Source organism: Algoriphagus terrigena DSM 22685 (assembly GCF_000429445.1).
Classification (GTDB): domain Bacteria; phylum Bacteroidota; class Bacteroidia; order Cytophagales; family Cyclobacteriaceae; genus Algoriphagus; species Algoriphagus terrigena.
This window is the reverse complement of sequence record NZ_AUBW01000009.1, coordinates 129,560-149,139: the sequence shown is the minus strand read 5'-3', so window position 1 is coordinate 149,139 and position 19,580 is coordinate 129,560. Positions and strand designations below refer to the sequence as shown.

The 19,580-nt window shown below is 43.2% G+C and carries 12 protein-coding genes; 7 read left to right on the top strand and 5 right to left on the bottom strand.

Annotated features, from left to right (window positions below):
* The first annotated feature begins 153 nt into the window (after nucleotides 1-153).
* From G459_RS0109910 to G459_RS0109895, 4 genes are all read left to right on the top strand, one after another.
* Nucleotides 154-2,583: an ABC transporter permease gene (locus G459_RS0109910; protein WP_026967519.1), complete on the top strand. Its 2,430-nt coding sequence runs from the start codon at nucleotides 154-156 to the stop codon at nucleotides 2,581-2,583.
* 266 nt (nucleotides 2,584-2,849) lie between these two features.
* The gene (locus tag G459_RS0109905) at nucleotides 2,850-5,276 is read left to right on the top strand and encodes an ABC transporter permease (RefSeq protein ID WP_026967518.1); all 2,427 of its coding nucleotides are present in this window, start codon (nucleotides 2,850-2,852) and stop codon (nucleotides 5,274-5,276) included.
* 196 nt (nucleotides 5,277-5,472) lie between these two features.
* Nucleotides 5,473-7,884, top strand: coding sequence for an ABC transporter permease (locus G459_RS0109900; protein ID WP_026967517.1), 2,412 nt, complete (start codon nucleotides 5,473-5,475; stop codon nucleotides 7,882-7,884).
* 751 nt (nucleotides 7,885-8,635) lie between these two features.
* Nucleotides 8,636-9,775, top strand: a complete 1,140-nt coding sequence (locus tag G459_RS0109895; protein WP_026967516.1) for a hypothetical protein — start codon at nucleotides 8,636-8,638, stop codon at nucleotides 9,773-9,775.
* Nucleotides 9,776-10,036: 261 nt separating this feature from the next.
* Here the strand turns inward: G459_RS0109895 and G459_RS0109890 are convergent, their stop codons facing one another.
* The 3 genes from G459_RS0109890 to G459_RS29830 all read right to left on the bottom strand — a co-directional run bounded on the left by G459_RS0109890 (nucleotide 10,037) and on the right by G459_RS29830 (nucleotide 11,358).
* Nucleotides 10,037-10,687, bottom strand: coding sequence for a DUF6266 family protein (locus tag G459_RS0109890; RefSeq protein WP_026967515.1), 651 nt, complete (start codon nucleotides 10,685-10,687; stop codon nucleotides 10,037-10,039).
* Between the two features lie 198 nt (nucleotides 10,688-10,885).
* A complete protein-coding gene (locus tag G459_RS0109885; RefSeq protein ID WP_026967514.1) occupies nucleotides 10,886-11,101 on the bottom strand; it encodes a hypothetical protein in 216 nt (71 codons plus the stop codon).
* A 2-nt stretch (nucleotides 11,102-11,103) separates the two neighbouring features.
* Entirely contained in the window at nucleotides 11,104-11,358 is a 255-nt protein-coding gene (locus tag G459_RS29830) for a hypothetical protein (protein ID WP_157373306.1), read from the bottom strand.
* A gap of 276 nt (nucleotides 11,359-11,634) precedes the next feature.
* Here G459_RS29830 and G459_RS0109875 point away from each other — a divergent pair, with 276 nt between their 5' ends.
* Nucleotides 11,635-12,045, top strand: coding sequence for a helix-turn-helix domain-containing protein (locus G459_RS0109875; RefSeq protein ID WP_026967512.1), 411 nt, complete (start codon nucleotides 11,635-11,637; stop codon nucleotides 12,043-12,045).
* Nucleotides 12,046-12,303: 258 nt separating this feature from the next.
* Here the strand turns inward: G459_RS0109875 and G459_RS0109865 are convergent, their stop codons facing one another.
* Nucleotides 12,304-13,524 carry a hypothetical protein gene (locus G459_RS0109865; protein WP_026967511.1) on the bottom strand — a complete coding sequence of 407 codons (1,221 nt, stop codon included), beginning with the start codon at nucleotides 13,522-13,524 and terminating at the stop codon, nucleotides 12,304-12,306.
* Nucleotides 13,525-13,530: 6 nt separating this feature from the next.
* Nucleotides 13,531-14,754 carry a ligand-gated ion channel gene (locus tag G459_RS0109860; RefSeq protein ID WP_026967510.1) on the bottom strand — a complete coding sequence of 408 codons (1,224 nt, stop codon included), beginning with the start codon at nucleotides 14,752-14,754 and terminating at the stop codon, nucleotides 13,531-13,533.
* Between the two features lie 542 nt (nucleotides 14,755-15,296).
* Here G459_RS0109860 and G459_RS0109855 point away from each other — a divergent pair.
* Both G459_RS0109855 and G459_RS28930 read left to right on the top strand, forming a co-directional pair.
* Nucleotides 15,297-17,819: an ABC transporter permease gene (locus G459_RS0109855; protein ID WP_026967509.1), complete on the top strand. Its 2,523-nt coding sequence runs from the start codon at nucleotides 15,297-15,299 to the stop codon at nucleotides 17,817-17,819.
* A gap of 222 nt (nucleotides 17,820-18,041) precedes the next feature.
* Nucleotides 18,042-19,502, top strand: coding sequence for an alpha/beta hydrolase (locus G459_RS28930; protein ID WP_051315158.1), 1,461 nt, complete (start codon nucleotides 18,042-18,044; stop codon nucleotides 19,500-19,502).
* Nucleotides 19,503-19,580: the final 78 nt, after the last annotated feature.

Sequence of the window (19,580 nt, the reverse complement as noted above, 5' to 3'; positions counted from 1 at the left end):
AGAGACAAGATGGATTTATGATTTACGAATTACGATTTACGAGGTCCGAGAAGTGTCGTGGCCTTTGACCCTAGGAAACTTTAAAACCTTACCACTTTCCAAATCCAATTTCCCAACCTGCTACGGCGGACGAGTAATTTCAATTTAGACACGATGCTCAAGAACTATATAAAAATTGCCTGGAGAAACTTCACCAACCTCAAGTCCTTTGGCATAATCAACCTGATTGGACTGACTGCCGGCACGGTCTGCAGCTTGGCTATTCTTCTCTATGTTCAGTCTCAGTTTGGGTATGAGACGCAGTTTGACAAGCACGAGCAAATCTACAAGGTCACTACTTTCATCAACAATCGGGGAGAATTCCCGGATTCTCGACTGATCTCGGCGAGTCCTGCGATCGGCCCGGGATTGGTGGAGGATTTTGATGAAGTGGTGGGGCAGGCAAGAGTCGTCAGCATGGGCGGCGAGTTTCTCTTTAAGCCAGAGGGCTCTACTCAGTCTTTTTTTGAGTCCAACAGCTATCTGGTGGATTCTACTTTCTTCGACTTGTTTGATTTTACTTTGGTTGAAGGTGATCTGAAGACTGCCCTGAGGGAGCCGAGAAGTTTGGTGATTTCCTCCAAACTGGCGGAGAAGCTTTTCGGAAAAGGCAATTCTGCCCTTGGAAAGCAGATACAGCTGACCAACAGCGACGATGATCTGTCGGTGAAAGTGACGGCGGTTTTTGATGAAAAGGCTGGTAATTCCCACTTGCAGCCCAATTTTTTGCTCAGCATGTCGAGCACAGGTATGGGAAACTTTGTGTTGACTAACGACGGCTGGGCCGGGAATAATTTTGTCCATACCTACGTTGAACTTCGCCCACAAACAGACCCGGAAGTCCTCGTCAAAAAGCTTCCAGACTTTCTGCAACGTCACGGATCGGAGCAGCTAAAAGCCGGTAATATGGATAAGACTTTGGGCTTGTTTCCCATCAAAGACGTGAATTTGAGATCAGCCGAGTACAGTTTTCCACTGGGCAAAATCTCCGACATCAAGTACTTGTACATCTTGATCGCCATCGGGCTTTTTATCCAATTGATGGCCTGTGTCAATTACATTAACCTCACAACAGCTCAGGGTCTACGCCGTGCCAAAGAAATAGGCGTCAGAAAGGTCAATGGTGCTTCCAGCAAATCGCTGATGCTTCAGTTTGTGATCGAGTCCATCTTTTTTTCTTTACTGGCGGTCGCAGTTGCGATTCCGATCCTGATTCTAGCGCTTCCGTATTTGAACCAATTATTTGACAGCTCGCTGGTCAGCCAGGATGTATTGTCGCTAAACATGCTGATCTCGATCCTCGTGGTGGGCTTTACGACCGGGATCATTTCGGGTGCTTATCCAGCTTTTTACCTGGGTATGATCAATGTAAACAAAGTATTCAAGGTCAAAAGCCAGGCATCGAGAACCTCTTTTTCGCTTCGGAATGGGCTGGTTGTTTTCCAGTTTGCAATGGTGTTTCTCCTGATCTATGCGGTATCCGTAGTGTCCCAGCAGCTGGCTCACTTAAACGAGAAAGACGCGGGTTTCTCCAAGAATCAAAAGTTGGTTATTCCTCTAAAAACCGCTACCACGTCAGCTAATTACGCTGCGCTCAAAGCTGAATTTGAATCCCTGTCGCAGGTAAACTCCGTGACAGCCTGTGAATTCTATCCGTCTCAAAATATCTGGTACGACAATAAGATCTTTAAAAAAGGCACGTCCGTCAGTGAAGGAAAGGTGGTTCAACTGAACATGGCAAGGGAAAACTTCTTTGAAACCATGGGCATTGCGCTCCTCGAAGGGAGGACCATTGCTGAGACTGACAGCAACCAAATGGTGGTGAATGAGACGTTCTTGAAAACCTTTGGAATCGCGCAGGAGGAAGCTGTAGGAACTTTCTTTGACCAGTGGGATTCAAACGGAGATGTCAGACCTGCGTGGGAGATCGTCGGCGTGATACAAGACTACAACTATCTCTCGCTCAAACGGGAGATTCTCCCAGTGGCCACTTTCTACAACAGCCAACTGTCCAATGCGGTAGTGGACTTCAATGCCATGAACTCTATCGAAGTGTTAGAAGCGATCGAATCAAGTTGGCAGGCGATCAATCCAGGTGTGCCTTTTGAATATTCATTCTTGGATGAGGAGATGGCCAAGGTGTACGAAGGGGAGGTCCGACTTAAAAAAGTCGCGTCCACCTTCACTGGCTTGGCGATTTTGATCAGTCTGTTGGGTATTTGGGGTTTGGTCTCCTATAGCTTGGATCAGCGGACCAAGGAGATCGGAGTTCGCAAAGTATTGGGTGCTTCAGTGCCTGAATTGAGCCGGATGCTATCCAAAGAGTTCATCATTCTGGTGGCGATCTCAGTGTTGATAGGAGCACCCTTGGCTTACCTCGCGATGGACTCCTGGCTTTCTGGATTTGCCTATAAGATTGAGAATACCAATATTCTCCTGATTCTCTCGGCGATACTGACCCTGTTTGTCAGCATGATCACCGTCATCTATAAGACCATCAATGCAGCTAATGCGAACCCGATAGATAGTATCATGAAGGAGTAGCTAGAGCCTAGAACCAAGAACCAAGATTTGAGTATCAAGTAGCTGGTATCTGTCATGCTGAGCGGAGTCGAAGCAAAGACGCTAGAATCTCTGTCATGCTGAGCGGAGTCGAAGCAAAGAGACAACAAGGATTTATGATTTACGAAATACGATTTACGTGGTCTCGAGTAGTGTCTTGGCCTTTGAAACTAGGAAAGGACCTTACGATTTTACGAAGTTCCAATCTCAACTTTCCAATCTTCCAACTTTAAAATTTTTCAATCCAAATGCTCAAGAACTATATAAAGATCGCCTGGAGAACTCTCAGGAAGAACCGACTCTACACGCTTCTCAATGTATTTGGGCTGACACTCGGTATCAGCGGATTTTTGATGATCATGCTCTTCATCCAGGACGAGGTGACCTATGACCGGCATTTTCCGGGCACGGAGTCCATCTTTCGGATCAGTTCGCACTGGGGCAATTTTGATGCGGCGGGATATGCCACCGCTCCGCCTTCTCTGGGGCCAAGGATCCAGGAAGATATTCCAGAGGTGGAAGCGGTCACCCGCCTGCTCAAATGGAACGACTTTACGGTGCAGCCCGGATCAGGGCCGAATCAAGATCAGGTATTTCGCGAAGCAAACGTATTCTACGCCGAGCCGAGTTTTTTCTCCGTCTTTGATCTGAATCTGAAAGCAGGAAGCAAGGAATTGGCGCTATCCGATCCCAATCGAGTGGCTATCACCGAAAGCATGGCCAAGAAGTATTTTGGTGATATCCCTGCTAGGGAAGTAATTGGGAAAGTAGTGCTGGTCGGAAGCAACAACCCCAATCCCAGAGAGATCGCCGCCGTGATCGAGGATTTACCCAGCCAATCCCACCTGCATTTTGATATGCTGGTGTATGAGCCGGGGATGCACCAGGAGATATTCCTGATGGACAGTTGGTCTTGGTCGATCCTGTACACCTATGCCAAATTTCCGTCTGAAAAAGTCACCGCAGTAGCCGGGAAGCTGGATCAGATCGTGCAGGACTACGCCATCCCGTCTTTTACGGGCGAGGAGGGCGGATCAGACTACAATTTCAAGCTGATGCCGATCCGGGATATTCACCTAAACTCCCACTTGCTCCGAGAGCTGGAGGCGAACAGCTACCAGAGCTATGTGTACATCTTTTCGCTTGTCGCCATCTTTGTGCTGCTGCTGGCGTGCATCAATTTTATGAATTTGGCCACGGCCAAAGCAGGACTGCGTTCGATGGAAGTGGGGGTGAGGAAAGTGTTGGGTTCAGGTAAATCCCAGTTGGTAGCCCAATTTCTCACGGAGGCGTTTCTGTTGGTTCTGATTAGCGTCCTGCTATCGGTGGTGGTAGTGGAACTTTGCAACGGCGTATTTAACCAGATCTCGGGTAAAAATCTAGACTTCAACCTGCTACAAAATCCCTTGATTTTGGCGACAGCTCCGGTGTTGTTAGTTCTTCTCACTTTGCTTTCCGGCTTTTACCCTGCATTTTACCTTTCCTCGTTCCGGCCGATTTTGGTCATCAAGAAGCAGCTGACGGTTGGAAAGAATTCTCATGCCTTTCGGAATGGACTGGTTGTATTTCAGTTTGCCACTTCCCTCACACTGATCATCTGCACGCTGTTGGTTCAGCGGCAGCTGAGCTTTATCCAAAATTCCAATCCAGGCTTCGAGCGGGATCAACTGGTGATCATCCACAACGACGGGGAGATTCAAAACCATCAGCGTGAAGACTTCAAGGCCCGGTTTGCTGGCAGCACCAAGGTCCAGTCTGCGAGCTTTTCCACGGGGATTCCCATGTCGGATCAATTTCAGATGCGGTCTTTCAACCTGCCCACGACCAACGGAGAGCAGGGCATGAACTGGTATGAAGCGGATGCCGACTACCTGAATACCTACCATCTCGAGTTACTGGAGGGCAGGAACTTCGGGACCGTAGCTGGTGCAGACAGTGCGAAGGTGATCATTAATCAGGAGGCCGCGCGTCAGCTTGGCATATTGGGAAATGCAGTAGGGCAACTGATCGTAAGAAACAAAGGAGCGAATGATGAAGCCACGCTGGAGGTGGTGGGTCTGGTAAAAGACTTCAACTTTGAAACCTTTCGCCACGAGATCAAGCCGCTGGTGATCGAGTACCTGCACGACTATTACCTCAGGGACTACATCAGTGTGAGCATCCAGGGTGGATCGATGGAGGCCGGAATCGCCGAACTGGAAAGTGCCTGGAAGGCATATGAGCCACGGGTTCCGATGAACTACACGTTTTTGGATGAGGACTTTGCACGGGTCTATCAGGCGGATCTGAAGATGGGCAGTCTGCTGAAGGTCCTGACTCTTATCTCCATTCTGATTGCCTGTCTGGGATTGTTTGGCTTGACCTCCTACACGACTCATCTACGCACCAAGGAGATCGGCATCAGAAAGGTCTTTGGGGCGACGATGGCCGAGATTTTCCTGATGCTTTCTTCGTCCTACCTGAAGTTGCTGGGGATCTCGACGCTGATCGCCATCCCGCTTGCCGTGTATTTTATGGATCAATGGTTGGAGGAATTTGCCTTCAAAACAGGGATAGAGTTCTGGGTGATCGGTGTCGCGGCACTGACGTGTTTTGTACTGGCTATGGGTACGGTTTTCTTCCAGTCTTACAAAAGCATCAAAGCCAGTCCGGTGGATAGCTTGAAGAGCGAGTAGAGAGTATCTAGTATCAAGACGCAAGTATCAAGTAGGTGCTGAGAGACGATAGAGAAGAAGCAAAGATTTGAGTATCAAGTAGCCGGTATCTGTCATGCTGAGCGGAGTCAAAGCACAGAAGCGAGAGACAAGACCAAAGAAGCGAGATTACAGTCAAGAAAACGGTCAACCTAGACTACCATGAATCACAAAAGCCATGTGGAAAAACTACCTCAAAATTTCGTTTAGGAACCTGATCCGAAACAAGACCTCGACCTTTATCCATGTCTTGGGGCTGAGCATTGGGCTGGTTTCGACCTTGATGATCTTGTTTTATGTCAATTTTGAACGGAGCTATGAGGATATGCATGCCAATGCGAAAGACATCTATCGCATCACGATGGATTTATACAAGGGTAATGAATTTCTGCTCAATGACTCCGAAGTCTATCAGCTATTGGGCCAGGAGTTGGCAGATCAGATGCCTGAGGTCTTGGGCTATGTGCGGATGTTTTCGCTGGAACCCTTGGAGTTTAAGGCGATTTCTACTGACATCAAAAGCTACGAGTCCAGGGTCTACCTGGTAGACAGTACTATCCTGGACATCTTTTCCATCGACTTGATAGATGATCGGGCCATTGCCAAATTTAACGAGCCCTACAAGGTGATTCTTTCCGAATCTCTAGCCCAAAAATACTTTGGAAAGTCTGATGCGGTGGGTGAGACCCTGAGTTTTTCTTACACACAGACGCCGCTTGAGGTCGTGGCGGTGATGCGGGATTTACCCCAAAACACGCACATCAAATTTGAGCTGCTGATCTCCCATGTCACGCTGCCGATCATACAGCCTTGGTACCCTGACAATCTCTGGAGCGCCAACAACGAGTACACGTATCTGCTTATGAAGGAAGGGGTGGAGCTGGCAGAGTTCAATGAAAAATTGCTGAAATTCTCCAAAAACCATGTTCAGTTGAGCAAAGAGATCGTGATAGCTGAGCCCATCCAAGACATCCATCTCTATTCCAACAAAACCTACGAACCGGAGGTAAACGGCAGTGCGCAGACGGTCAACTTCATGCTGCTGATCGGAATCTTGGTCATGGTGCTGGCTTGGATCAACTACATCAACCTGTCCACTGCCAAAGCGATGGATCGGGCCAAAGAAGTGGGAATCCGCAAGACCATCGGATCGAGCAAGCTACAGTTGATCATGCAGTTTTACAGCGAGGCATTTCTGATCAATTTGGTTGCAGGAGCAGTTTCCGTGCTTCTCTTTTTCATGCTTTTGCCCTTGTTCAAAGATTTCACCGGACTGGATCTTTCGGTCAGTCAATTTGGGGAGCTCAAACTGCTGCTTCTCGTGTTGGGAGTTGTGGTTTTTGGTTCGTTGATTTCAGGATTTTATCCCGCGCTGGTTCTGTCGGGCTTCAAGCCCATGCTGGTATTGAAAGGAAAATTCAGCAATACAGGCAATGGAGTGGCCTTGAGAAAGGGCTTGGTGTATGTACAGTTTATTGCGTCGGTGGTGTTGCTCTGCGTGTCCTTTGCCATCTTCCGGCAGATGCAATTCTTAAACTCACAGGATTTGGGAGTCGCCATCGACAACACTTTGGTGGTGAGAACTCCCCAAGACATTGCCTCTGATTCCCTGAAGAAAGGGCTGATTAAGACTTTTGAGAGTCTTGCGCAGCAAAACAGTTGGGTAGACGCTGTGACCCTGGCTGGCTCAGTGCCAGGCTCGGAAGTGAAAGACCTGAATTCAACGGGTGGGATCAGAAGAGTCGGAGCGGATGAGAAAGAAGAAAGCTACACCTACTATCACTACGGCGTAAATGACAACTATTCGAAAGTGATGGAAATAGAGTTTTTGGCAGGAGCATCTTTTGAACCCGAGACCGCCCAAGACCAAGTGATAATCAGTGAAACTGCCATGCATTCCATTGGATTCAGCAGCCCTGAAGAGGCGGTAGGACAACGGATCACCTTTAACCTGACCAACAAGCCTTCCCAGATTCATGGAGTTTTTAAGGATTTTCACCAGCGATCTCCTAAGGAGGCCTACATGCCGTTGATCTTGTGGAAAAGTGAAGCCGAACAAAACTTCATCATCAAGCTCAATACCCAGGATTCGCAAGAGGCGGTGGCTGGACTGGAAGCTATCTGGAATCAGGTCTATCCGGATTTTAGCTACGACTACTATTTCCTTAACGACCTGTACAACGCCCAGTACCAGCAAGAGCAGCAGTTTGGGAAGACCGTTTTGCTGTTTACATTTTTGTCGATTGTGATCGCGGCTTTGGGCTTGTTTGGTCTGACGGCATTCATGGTGCAGATGCGGATCAAGGAGATCGGAGTACGGACCGTGCTGGGCGCATCCAAGCCTTCATTAGTCTGGATCTTGTCAAAGGGCTTTCTGGCGATTGTGGGACTGTCCGGCCTGATCGCGATTCCCATTTCCTACTATATCATCCAGACTTGGCTCGGCAACTACGCCAACCGGGTTGATCTCGGGTTAGGGCTATTTGCACTTCCTTCCATCTTGATATTGCTAATTGCAATGCTGACGGTGGGTGGACAAACCCTGAAATCTGCCTATGCCAATCCAGTCAACAGCTTGAAGAGTGAGTAGGGAGAGGCAAGAGGCGAGAAGCAAGATTTAAGTATCTAGTATCAAGACGTCAGTATAAAGTAAGAGCTAAGAGACGAGAGACAAGAAGCAAGACTTGAGTAGCTGGTATCAAGTCGGAAGGAGTGAGTGATAAGGTCTGTAAGTGGTTGCTGCCGCAAACGCTCAACTGTTTTCCTTCTCCGGAAGCCGGATTTATTGATGCCGGTGTGAGATGATCGAAGTGAAAAAAGATGACAAATCCCGAAAATAGAAGAGTAGGATTGCATATACAATCCGATCGAGCGACTCTAGACCCGAGAAAGAACCGTTTGTTAGATAGAAATTTAAGATTCCGTCTGTACTCTCAGAGAGTGTTCAATTAAGTGTGTCTGCTAAATTCACACAAAATGAAGAAGAGACAGACAATTGAGGATTTGTTAAATGATCCCAACATGAATGATCGGTTATAGGAGCGACTCTACAGCAAGAAAGGATTGCTGGGGAAAGAGAGCCCTTTTAGATTAGAGTAGGACAGGACTTGATTGTATACTGAATTAACTGAAAGTAGTCCTTAAGGTTATCCGATTCGATCTTTGGTCCGAGGTGAGCCGAGAAAGGATCGCTCCCGACTGCTGTATGGGATCCCACCCAGTCAGACGTTTCTACACCCAGTTGCGGAAATATCTGGTAACTTTAGATAAGTTAAGAGTTATGCATTCCGATTTAACATACCTTATGAAGCCTGAAATTATTCGTTCCATTAAATTTGGATATGAGAAATTTTACATGCCTAATTCTTATTGCGGCATTGATTGGTTGCGCAAAAAATAAAAACATAGATCAATCCATTTCAACAAATTATAAATTTGAAATGACTGATTCAATCAGAGTCAATCACCTAAAAGAATTGACATTAATTGACAGTGAAGACGGAATCTTCTTGGCAAAAGAAGAGGGGCTTTCATCCTACATTATTTTTGACAAGACCGGTAAAATCACATCTCATATTGAGCTCAAATCAGACGGACCAAATGCCATAAACATGGCCTATTCAGCGGGGTTTTTTGATGGGAAATTTACAATTATGGAATTACATAGAGGATTGATACAGTTTTCAAATGAAGGAGAGATAATCAATAATATCCCTATACCTGAGAATTATACCTATATGCATCCTTACAATAGACCCGCCATTAAACTGGGAAATAAATTAGCATACTACCGCCCTGAAAGAGATCTAAAAGATTGGGAAGACCAAGAGAAATTCTATCGAAAATATTACAATGAACCAATATTGGAGGTAATAGATACTATTACAAAGGAAGTAGCGCTGAAAATGGAAATCCCTGAAACTTCAATCTACAAAGATGGCGATTTCCATTTCTTACATCATCCTAAGATCATAAAGAAAGGTGAATTTTGGTATTTATTCCTAATGGCTGAAATGAAGTTCTATGTCTATGAAGAAAAGGAAGAAGATCTGATTTTTAAAGAAAGTGTCAGTCTAAATGTGAAAGACCAAATCCCTTTTCCACAAGTCAGTTTACAAAACACAGATGAATTGTTTTCCAAACTAGAAATGGTAGTCCCATCCGTGATAGAGCAACTGTATGTGCTTGAAGACAAAATAGTTCTTATTTACAAAAAGGGAGCTGGGGAAAATATTGTAAAGAATTACGACAGGCAGAATCAAGTTGAGTGGATGGATTTCTTTGAATCCTTACCAAAATTTGCTGCAGTTTATGATTCAGATTATAAATTGCTCCAAGACGATATTGAATTGCCATCAGGAATAATTTCAACCCCTATTGTAAACAAAGATGGACAAATTTTTGTCCAAAAAAATCAAAGGATTCTTGGAGAAGAAGACTGGAATACATACTATCTGTTAAAGCTAAGGGAAGTACAGTAAAGCGGGTAAAGACTCCAGAAACATACAGGGAGCAGTGCCGCTATCCTGCTTCTCCAGAAGCTGGATTGATTGGATTCCGGCAGAAGATGATTGAGTGTAAAAGGGGATTACAAATCCCGAGATAATGCTTCGAGGTTGCAAACCCCGGAGAGCACCGGTTTTGGTTTCGGTCTGTGGGACACAGACCGAGGCGGAGTGGGATACAAATAGTGTTCAGCCGAATGTCCCACAGGGACAACTGCTCGGTAGCATATCGGAATTTTAAACCCGCCCCAAATACACCGAATCCGATAGGATATATTTCTTCTTCTTGAAATTGATCTGGCTGAACGCAAGGTAGACATGCCAAGATATAGTCGATTTGACCGTGTCCAATTCGATTGTTGCCTGACCAGAATTCCTTCGGAATTTGATTTCCGGCCAAATGTATTTGGCTTCTTCGGGGCAATAGCATAGAATAAAGGCTTCGTCGGTTGGCCGGGCTTTCCCCTCGGTGGAGTTGTCCGACCAGGTGATTCCAATCGAATTTCCGTTTCTATGGACCTTGGGATTCTCAGGCCCCAGCAGGCTGCCCTTGCTGATGCGCAGGAAGGCGGGATCAATTTTTGGGCTTTTAGTGTGGTTATATCCTTTGGTATTGATTTCCGAATAGGCCCAGTGCATTCCTTTTTTGCTATCGGTCAAAAACTCCTGATAGCCAAAGTTCAAAGCCTGCTTGATGGGTTTGAGAAAGGCATTGATGCCGATGAGTTGTTCCCGCTGGATAAGCTGCAGCGGGCTGGGATTGTACTTGTTTTTATGGTTTTGAGAAGGCTTGCTACGCACCACCGTCTTGCCGTCGAGCGTGTAGAAAACCAGGTTTCCGATCGTGCCCTTGGGCAGGATGATGTTGGAGTTGGGTAAAGTCGCCATCGTTTGAAAATTTGAAGGTTGAACAAATCAAGAATTAAACTAAGAAAAACTTTCATAAAAGCAAAATTCCAGAGAGCGTAAATATAAGAATTACAGATATTTAGTTTATACTATGTATAGGGTATTATGCTATCCTAATCTTATCAAAAAGCTAATCTAAGGCTATACAAACCCTAAATAAACCTTGCCCATTTTGGTTCACTTTTCGGGATTCTTGGGTGCGGGGATATGTTCGGAGATCCAGTTCCAAAGTAACTCGAAAAAGAAAAGTCGGACAGAAGGATCCTCACCTTCCCTATGCTCGCTTAAGTAGCAAACCCATCCCTTATGCATTTCCCAAAGGTACTTTTGGATCGTTTCGGGATCGTGCAGTTCGAAAAGTTCTTTTCCTGGAATATAGGTCAACCGATTCATAGCTATCGAGATTTAAGATTTTCTGCAACTGTGACTTCAAGTTTTTTGGATTCTTCAATCAGTCGTATGACATGATCAAGACACTGTTCCTCCGATTCCCATTCTTTGGATATTGCGGCGACGAGTTTTCTGTTCATTTCAAGAGCCTGAAGCAAAAGCTCGATATAACTCCCAGAATCAGTCCCGTAGGTGACACTTACGCTGCCTCCCGAAGAGATGACTGAGTTATTGACATTAGAGATGTGTAATAAATTCATGGTTTCCTTTGGTTTTGTTCCACGGAAATTTGGCTGAACCCAGATGTCTATCCTATGCTGGAACAGGATGAAATAGTAGCCGGTACGAATAAAATATCCCCACTCGCTGGTCGAATTCCTGTGCCGGGCGTACCTAAAAACGAACCGTGTCATTTCTTGTCCGAAAAAGCCGTTGAATTTCCAGTGTTCCTTGGCAGAGTCGGGGAATTGGAATAATTTAGTTTTACGGGCAAGGGAAAAAATCCGTAATTTTCAATACGCAATCCTTCAGAGACTATGAACGAAAAGATTCACCACGGCAGAAACATCAAGCGATTCCGGGAGATGATGGGCATCAAGCAGGAGGCACTGGCTTTCGAACTGGGTTCTGACTGGTCACAGAAGAAGATCAGCCTGCTGGAGCAAAAGGAAGAAGTGGAAGAGGAGCTATTGCGGCAGGTGGCGGAGATACTGAATGTTCCTGCGGAGGCGATAAAGAAATTTGATGAGGAAAGTGCTGTAAACATCATTTCCAATACATTCACAACTCACGATAGTGCAACGGGATTTGTTTACAATCAAAACCCCAACTTTAACCCAATTGATAAAGTTGTGCAGCTTTTTGAAGAAAAAGTTGCTTTGATGGAACGTCTCTTGGAATCCGAGCGTGAGAAGGTGGAGTTGCTGAAAAAGATGCTGGAGAAATAAGAAGCCACTAATCTTGTCGATAGAGACTTTCTTTAAAAGTGGGTGGCGTCATTCCTAGTGAGGTACGAGCGAAGCAATCTGCCCGCTGTCCTGCTTCTCCGGAAGCTGGTTTTGCTGGATTCCTTTAGGAACTGATCGAAGTGGGAAAGGGATTACAAATCCCAAAAAATAGGAGGGTGGAATTGCAAATCCCACCCATCGTCACTCTGAACTTCAAAACAGAAAAGGTGTAGACTACGCCGAGAAGGGGGTGCAAATTTATACAGTCGTTGTTTCTATCTCTGAAATTGATAATCTTCGTTTATAAGAATGCAATATTTCAAAAATTAAATACTCGAAATATGAATTTAGTTCATCTAGCAGAACTAAATACATGTTCACTCTATCTCCTTCTTGATGAATCACTCGATAATTATGGACTAAATTATTACGATGCTTGTAAATCAAAGACGATAATTTATTTGATACTGAATCGCCATCCGACTCCGGTAAATTGACCCTAATTTCACTAAAAAAATGGTTTATTTTTTCAATCATAACCGTATCGAAACCGATTGTATGCTTACAATATGAGTTAATAAGAAGTTTGATCCGATATCCTTCCGTCGCAAGCATTGAGAATGTCTCCTTTATTTTTTGTCCTGAGACTTCATTGTCTAAATTATTAAAGGTTAACATTATCTCGTTTTTCAGAACGTCTGAAATTAGCAATTCTATTACTTGATAGAGAATATGAAACTTTGAAAGAAAATAGTGTTTTTCCGAAATAAGCCTCTTGATGAGAACAGACGGATAAACTTCACTTCTCAAAGTTTTAGATGCGCCAATTATCTTCCAAGAATATCGGCCATTGTATAACGACTCTTTAATTGATTCAAAATTTTCTTTAACAAATGGAATTGGATTATAGTTCGTAGTTGTTAAGACGTCCTCTACATAAATAAACCCATGTGTATAGAAAAGATATAAATAATCATCAAAAGAAAAGTCTATAACATCAACAACCAATTGATCGCAAATGGCCGTAATTACCAAATCGTCATTGTAGAAATCACTGATTTTATAAATGTCAGATTGTGTTGTTGGAATAATTTCTTTGAAAGGATTTATTCCCGTGATGAGCTTCAGATACGTAAGGTAAACATAGGGTATCGTATGCTTATTGAAATTACTATTCTCCCTGTCTACTAACGCGCTTAATAAATATATGTATCCAATACGACCTGACTCAGCTACTTTCTCGTGCAGACGTAATTCAATTAAATCACTTTGAGAATAATAAATGTTTCTGAAAGCAAATAATGAGACCGTATAATCGAGGGGAATTTTATCAATTGAAAATGGAAATTCAATTCTAATTTGTTCTCCAGAACCATCATCATTATTAAGAACGAAATAATTGCTGCCATTTTGCTCAAAATGGGAAAATGAAAATTCGGAGAAATCCGAGCTTCCTTCAATAGGAACTTTTAGAGGCATTATTACTTATTTTGGAAGCTTTTCTGAACGCGTTTTATTAAAAGCGGACTCAACCGCCTGATCAAAAATCAGATGGCTTTCACTGTTCGGATCGAAAAGAAACTCAAATACATGTCTAAAAAAGAATCTTTGATCATTACCTATCTTTTTTGATTTGTCTCTTATAATATCCAAATATTTCAATATCAGCTTAAATCCGTAATCAAAATCTCCTCCTTTTTCATTAAGCGAGTCCATCATCTTATTAAAATCGTCAATAGTTAATTCTCGATTTACCTTTAAATACCCTACAGCCGCCCCAAACCCGGTTAGGGCTTGAGAACGTTTAAAAATTTCCACAATAGATTTCCCAAAGGGTAACGCTTTTATTGCCAGTTCAGAAATATTAAAATCTTCTGGATTATACTTCCAATCTTGTGAATATGTGACAAATGCATCGAGAAGCTTTTTATATGTAATCATAAACTCCTTAAACAAGTCCTTCTTATACTCCTCTTTTGCAAGTGTATTTAATGTTTTGATATTATCTAGTATTTCAGTCCTCTCAAAAAGATTCTCATCCTTTTCTAGATACGAATTAAACCCGTCCAACGCATCTTTAAAATTGAACTCATTTGTATTTGCTTGAATAACATCGCCCTGTTTATCTGTAACAAACTTTATGTCATCGATGCCAGTTTGCCGATAGTCAAAATACAATATCTCCATTAAATGTCTCGTTGACATCGTTGTTTGACCAGTATTTAAGGTAATCATTCTATATAGAATACCTAACCTGTCTAATCCAACGTAAATCTCTGCTCTAATTTTTTGCTCAAGAAATTTTTCAAAAACTTCAGATTTTTTCCCATGCAGCTTTTCCTCACGTTGTAATTCCTCTTCAATACCCAACATCACGTAGGTTCTTTGTAAGCCGTCTATAATCAATAAGGTTTTTTCTTCAAATGCTTTTAGAATATGATCTATGTCGGTTGCGCTAAATGTTTTGTAGTTGAAATCCTCTCCGAGACTGTCAGTTTTAATTGATAGAACAATTGGCGGAATAGAGCAGCCTTTTAACAAATCTTCTCTTAGAATTTCTTTAATTTTCGATTTAATAACCTTTCTTCTTTGGAATTCATTGTTATCTGTTATGTCGCTTGCGACTGCCAGGTATTCTTTAATCGTTAGATCCACGAGAACATTTGCTGCGCCAATTCTCTCATCCAATAGTATTGATTGTATTTTCATTGCTGCAATTTTAATTTATAAAAGACGTTTTTCAGTCTGTTCTGAAAGCGTAAAGTTAAATGTTTTCATAATCCAGTGACCATTTGAAGATAGATGCTCATTTGAGGGTTTCCAGTAACTCCTATATCTTCCCCATTTTCGGATTAGCGATTGGCTTGGCTAGATAACAGCCAAATCTTCGCCGTTTTCCTTCCCCTTAAAGATATAAGTTAGTTTCATATTCAAAAGCCTATTTGGATGTATAAACTGAAGTTTTTTCATTCCGGATCCGAGACCTTCGTGGGGTTCTGGTTTTCCTAAAATCAATTAATGTCGATCAGGTCGCCACGCTCCTGCGTCGTTACCAATGACGGCACAACCGCTTTGCCCACTGGCGGACAAAACTGTCCGATAGAATTTCTGTAAAAAGTGCTCTTTCTGTCACACTGAACTCATTTGCCGCGTTTGCGCTGGCATAATAGTGGAAATGAAACGGTTGACTACTTGCATTTCGGGACATTCGGTCGCAATGGCAATCTTTCAATTTTCCAATCAATTAAACCATGTGGAAAAACTACATCAAAATCGCCTGGCGGTCCCTGCTCAAAAACAAGGTTTTTTCTGTCATCAATATCCTTGGTCTAGCAATAGGCATGGCGGCCTGCCTGGTAATTTTTCAGTATGTCAGTTTTGAGAAAAGCCACGATCTGTTTCATGAGAATTCCGACAGGATTTTTAGAGTTGACCTGACCCAATACAAGAACGGAGAACTCGAAACGAGTCTCGCTACAACTTTCCCGGTAGTGGGTAGAACATTGAAAGAAAGCTTTCCTGAATCAGTCGAAACCTTTGCAAGGTTGATGCCCCAGCCCGGAGTTTTTTCTGTTCAGAGAGGAGAGGAGAAGCTGGTTTTTGAAGAGAAGAAAGTCTTCTACACAGACAATGCCTTCTTTGAAGTCTTTACGTTCCCTTTGGTTTTGGGAAATTCTTCAGATGCGCTTGTTGCTCCCAATTCAGCCGTGATTTCGGAAACAACCGCTGAAAAGTATTTCGGAGAAGAATGGAGATCTGTCAATCCGGTTGGAAAAACTATCCAGTGCAAAACCTACTTTGGTACCACAGATCTTCAGATTACAGGAGTGGCAGCTGATCCGCCCGAAAATTCCCATTTGAATTTTGATTTTTTGGTTTCTTACCCAACCATGTACAATTGGGACGACGGGCAAACTGACTACCGCGATGAAACAGAAAATGCGTGGTTCTGGGAAAACTTCTACACCTACATACTTCTAAAACCAGAAGTCGATGCCAGCCAACTTGCGGCTTCATTTCAACCCATTGTAGATCTCAATACTGCTGATCGAAGAGAGCAAGGCTTTGCTTATCAGATGAGCTTCCAGCCAGTACCTGACATTCATTTGAATTCGAATTTGAAAAATGAGTTGGAGGTGAATGGGAATGCGCAAACCGTTTACAGTCTTTCTATAGTAGCAATCTGCATCTTGGTATTGGCTTGGGTGAATTTTGTGAACCTGTCGACTGTCAGGTCTATGGAGCGAGCCAAAGAATCCGGACTGAGGAAAACCATCGGCGCCTCTCGGATTCAACTGATTTTACAACACATGATGGAGGCATTTCTATACAATGCCTTTGGATTGGGTTTGGCGATTTTTCTATTCTATCTGAGTATGCCCGTTTTTTCGACTTTGATTGATATTCCTTTTGAGAATTCAATCTTGGTCGAGCCAAAAGTGATCCTGGGGATTGTTTCGATTTTCATTGCAGGAACTCTTTTGAGCGGATTGTATCCCGCCGTTATCCTATCAGGGTACCAACCGATTGCTGTTTTGAAAGGTAATCTTTCCAGTTCAGAACAGGGACAATGGATGAAAAAAGGCCTTGTTGTATTTCAGTTTACGGTAGCAGCCATATTTATGATGGTGGTTTTCACGGTCAACAGGCAACTTTCCTTTATGAGAAACTATGACTTGGGAGTCGATATCGACCAGAAACTGGTGATCGAAGGAGCAAGATTTGCCAACAGTATCCCGGAGTTTCAGACGAAAATGACTGCATACAAAGCTTCCCTGAAAAGCTTCAATACGATTGAAAATGTCACCTTTTCGCGAAACGTACCTTCGACTGAGATTCGCGGGAATAATTTCGTAAGGAGACTCGATCAACCTGAAAATGCCAAGTTTTTTCATGTCATGGGAGTGGATTATGAGTACACTTCCACTTTTGGGATGGAACTGGCAGCAGGTAGATTTCTTGACGAAGACCAGCCGATAAGTGGAGGAGAAATCTTGAAATCAAATGAGACGGCTCCGGATTTCGGTACCAAAGATCATGCGATCTTAATCAACGAAACTGCCGCCAAACGCCTTGGTTATGAAAAACCCAGTGACGCGATTCACCAGCAGATCGCAGTATTTGGTGGAGTAAAAGAAATAGTGGGAGTGTTGAAGGATTATCATCATAAATCGTTGAAGAATGATTTTGAGCCTATAATATTCTATCTCCAACCCAACTACAGTGAATTCATTACCCTGAATCTTAGCAGGGCAGGAGAAGCTCCGAAGAATCTGGAAGCGGTCATTGATTTTGCTGAGTCTGAATGGAAAAAGATCTATCCGGAAGAACCTTTCAAGTACTTCTTCCTGGATGATTTCTTCAACAGGCAATACAAAGCTGACCAGCAGTTTTATATGATTTTCAACTTCTTCACCGGCTTGGCCATTTTCATAGCTTGTTTGGGATTGTTTGGTCTGTCTTCTTATGAATCCGTCAGAAGGACAAAGGAAATTGGCATCCGGAAAATCAACGGAGCTTCTGAACCGCAGATTTTAAATCTTCTTACAAAGGACTTCCTAAAACCTGTCTTGTTGGGTTTTCTGATCGCAGTTCCAATAGCCTGGTATTTCATGGAATTTTGGATTCGGGATTTTGCGTTTAGGATTTCATTGGAGTGGTGGATGTTTGCTGTGTCAGGCGGAGCAGGATTGCTGATCGCTCTGTTGACGGTCAGTTTTCAATCCATCAAAACTGCCCGATTGAACCCGGTAAAAAATCTGAGGAGCGAGTGAAGAGTTTGGTATCAAGTATAAAGACGCTAGTATCAAGATAGGAGAGTCAAGAGACGAGAAGCAAGAGACAAGAAGGTACGATGTACAATGTACCAAGTACAAAGTATGTTCATCTAACTTGGATGAGATAAAGGTTATAGCATATCGTTTTTCAGCACTTTACCCCCTTACAACCTCACAACGTTCTTACTTTACCACTTTCCAACATTGACTATAAATTCTATGAAAAGTTATTTTGGGACGCTGCTTATATTCTTGTTCCTGTCTACTTCCTGCGATGCTCAGGAGAAGACCGTTGGTAAACCCCCCGGCATCTTAGACGCTCCTGTTAATTGGGGAAAAGAAACAATCTCTCTGCCACCGACTTTTGCTTCTTCAATCAAATTCAACGGAGTCGAAGAGGTGCGATTTGCTCCCGGATGGGATGATATATCCAACGCTGAGTTCTGGACCTATTCTTTTGTCTGGTATTTTGACGGCCAAGCTGAAATGACAGAGAAGCGTCTTGAGGAGTTGATGACGGATTATTTCACAGGTTTAACAGCTGAAGTAGGGAAAAATAATGGAATCGCTCTCGAAAAGATCACAAAGTCTGTCGCATCATTTTCTTCAAAAAATAAGTCATCAAACCAGCGATTTTATGAGGGATCAATTGATCTTTTTGATGTCTTTTTCACCCAAAAGCAAATCCGGCTACATGTAAAAGTAAAAGAGTTCTATTGCCCTGATTTAGATAAGCACCTGATGGTCTTTTCATTTTCCCCCAAAAGTTTTAACGATAAAGTATGGAACATATTTCGGGATGTGTCGACTCCAGAAGATTGCAGCCAACTTGAAGAAACCTTCGAAAATTCATTTACATCCCACAAAACCGATGACTATGAATTGATCATCCCAAAAAGAAAATCAAATGGGGTTCTAGTTTTATTCCCAGGTTTCCCAGAAAATCCAGATATCATCAAAAGAGAATTTGAGATCTTGGAACCTGCTGTGGAGAATGGGATAACAGTAGCGTTGATGACCTTTAATCGGAGAATTTGGCTAGAGGATCACGAAAAAAAGAAGCTCTTTGGCGTGCTTGCTGGGATGTTCGCGAAATACAATCTTGAAACTGGCAATGTGTTTATCGGCGGATTTTCAAGTGGAGGAAACGTCAGTCTGTTGATGGGGAACTATTTAAAGCAGTCGCAAAGCCAAATCCAACCTATAGGCGTTTTCGCAATAGATTCCCCTGTTGACCTTCTGGGGCTTTATGAAAATGCAAAAAGAAATATTAACAGGAATTTTTCGGCTGCCTCTGTCCAGGAGAGTCAGATGCTCATCGACTTACTTGAATCTGGAATCGGCAAACCTGAAAGTGGCCTTGCCAACTTTGAGGAAAAATCAGTCTATACCAAGAGGACAAACAATGCACACAACCTGTCCGAGTTAGAAGACGTAAAAATCAGGCTTTATACAGAACCTGATACGGTGTGGTGGAAAGAAAACAGAATGAACGATTATGAAGATATGAACGCCTATTTTTTGAAAGACCTTTCCGAAGATCTCAGCAAGAAGTTTGGTAATAAGGTTGAATTTATCCCCACAGAAAATAAAGGTTATAGATCAAATGGACAAAGACATCCACACTCATGGTCGATTGTAGATGTTGATGATTTGATAAAGTGGATCGCAGATAAATAGATTGCAAGGGATTTGCCCGAGAGCGAACAAAAGCGTCCGAGCTTAAAAAATCCTATTATTCAAATTATGCCTTTTTGA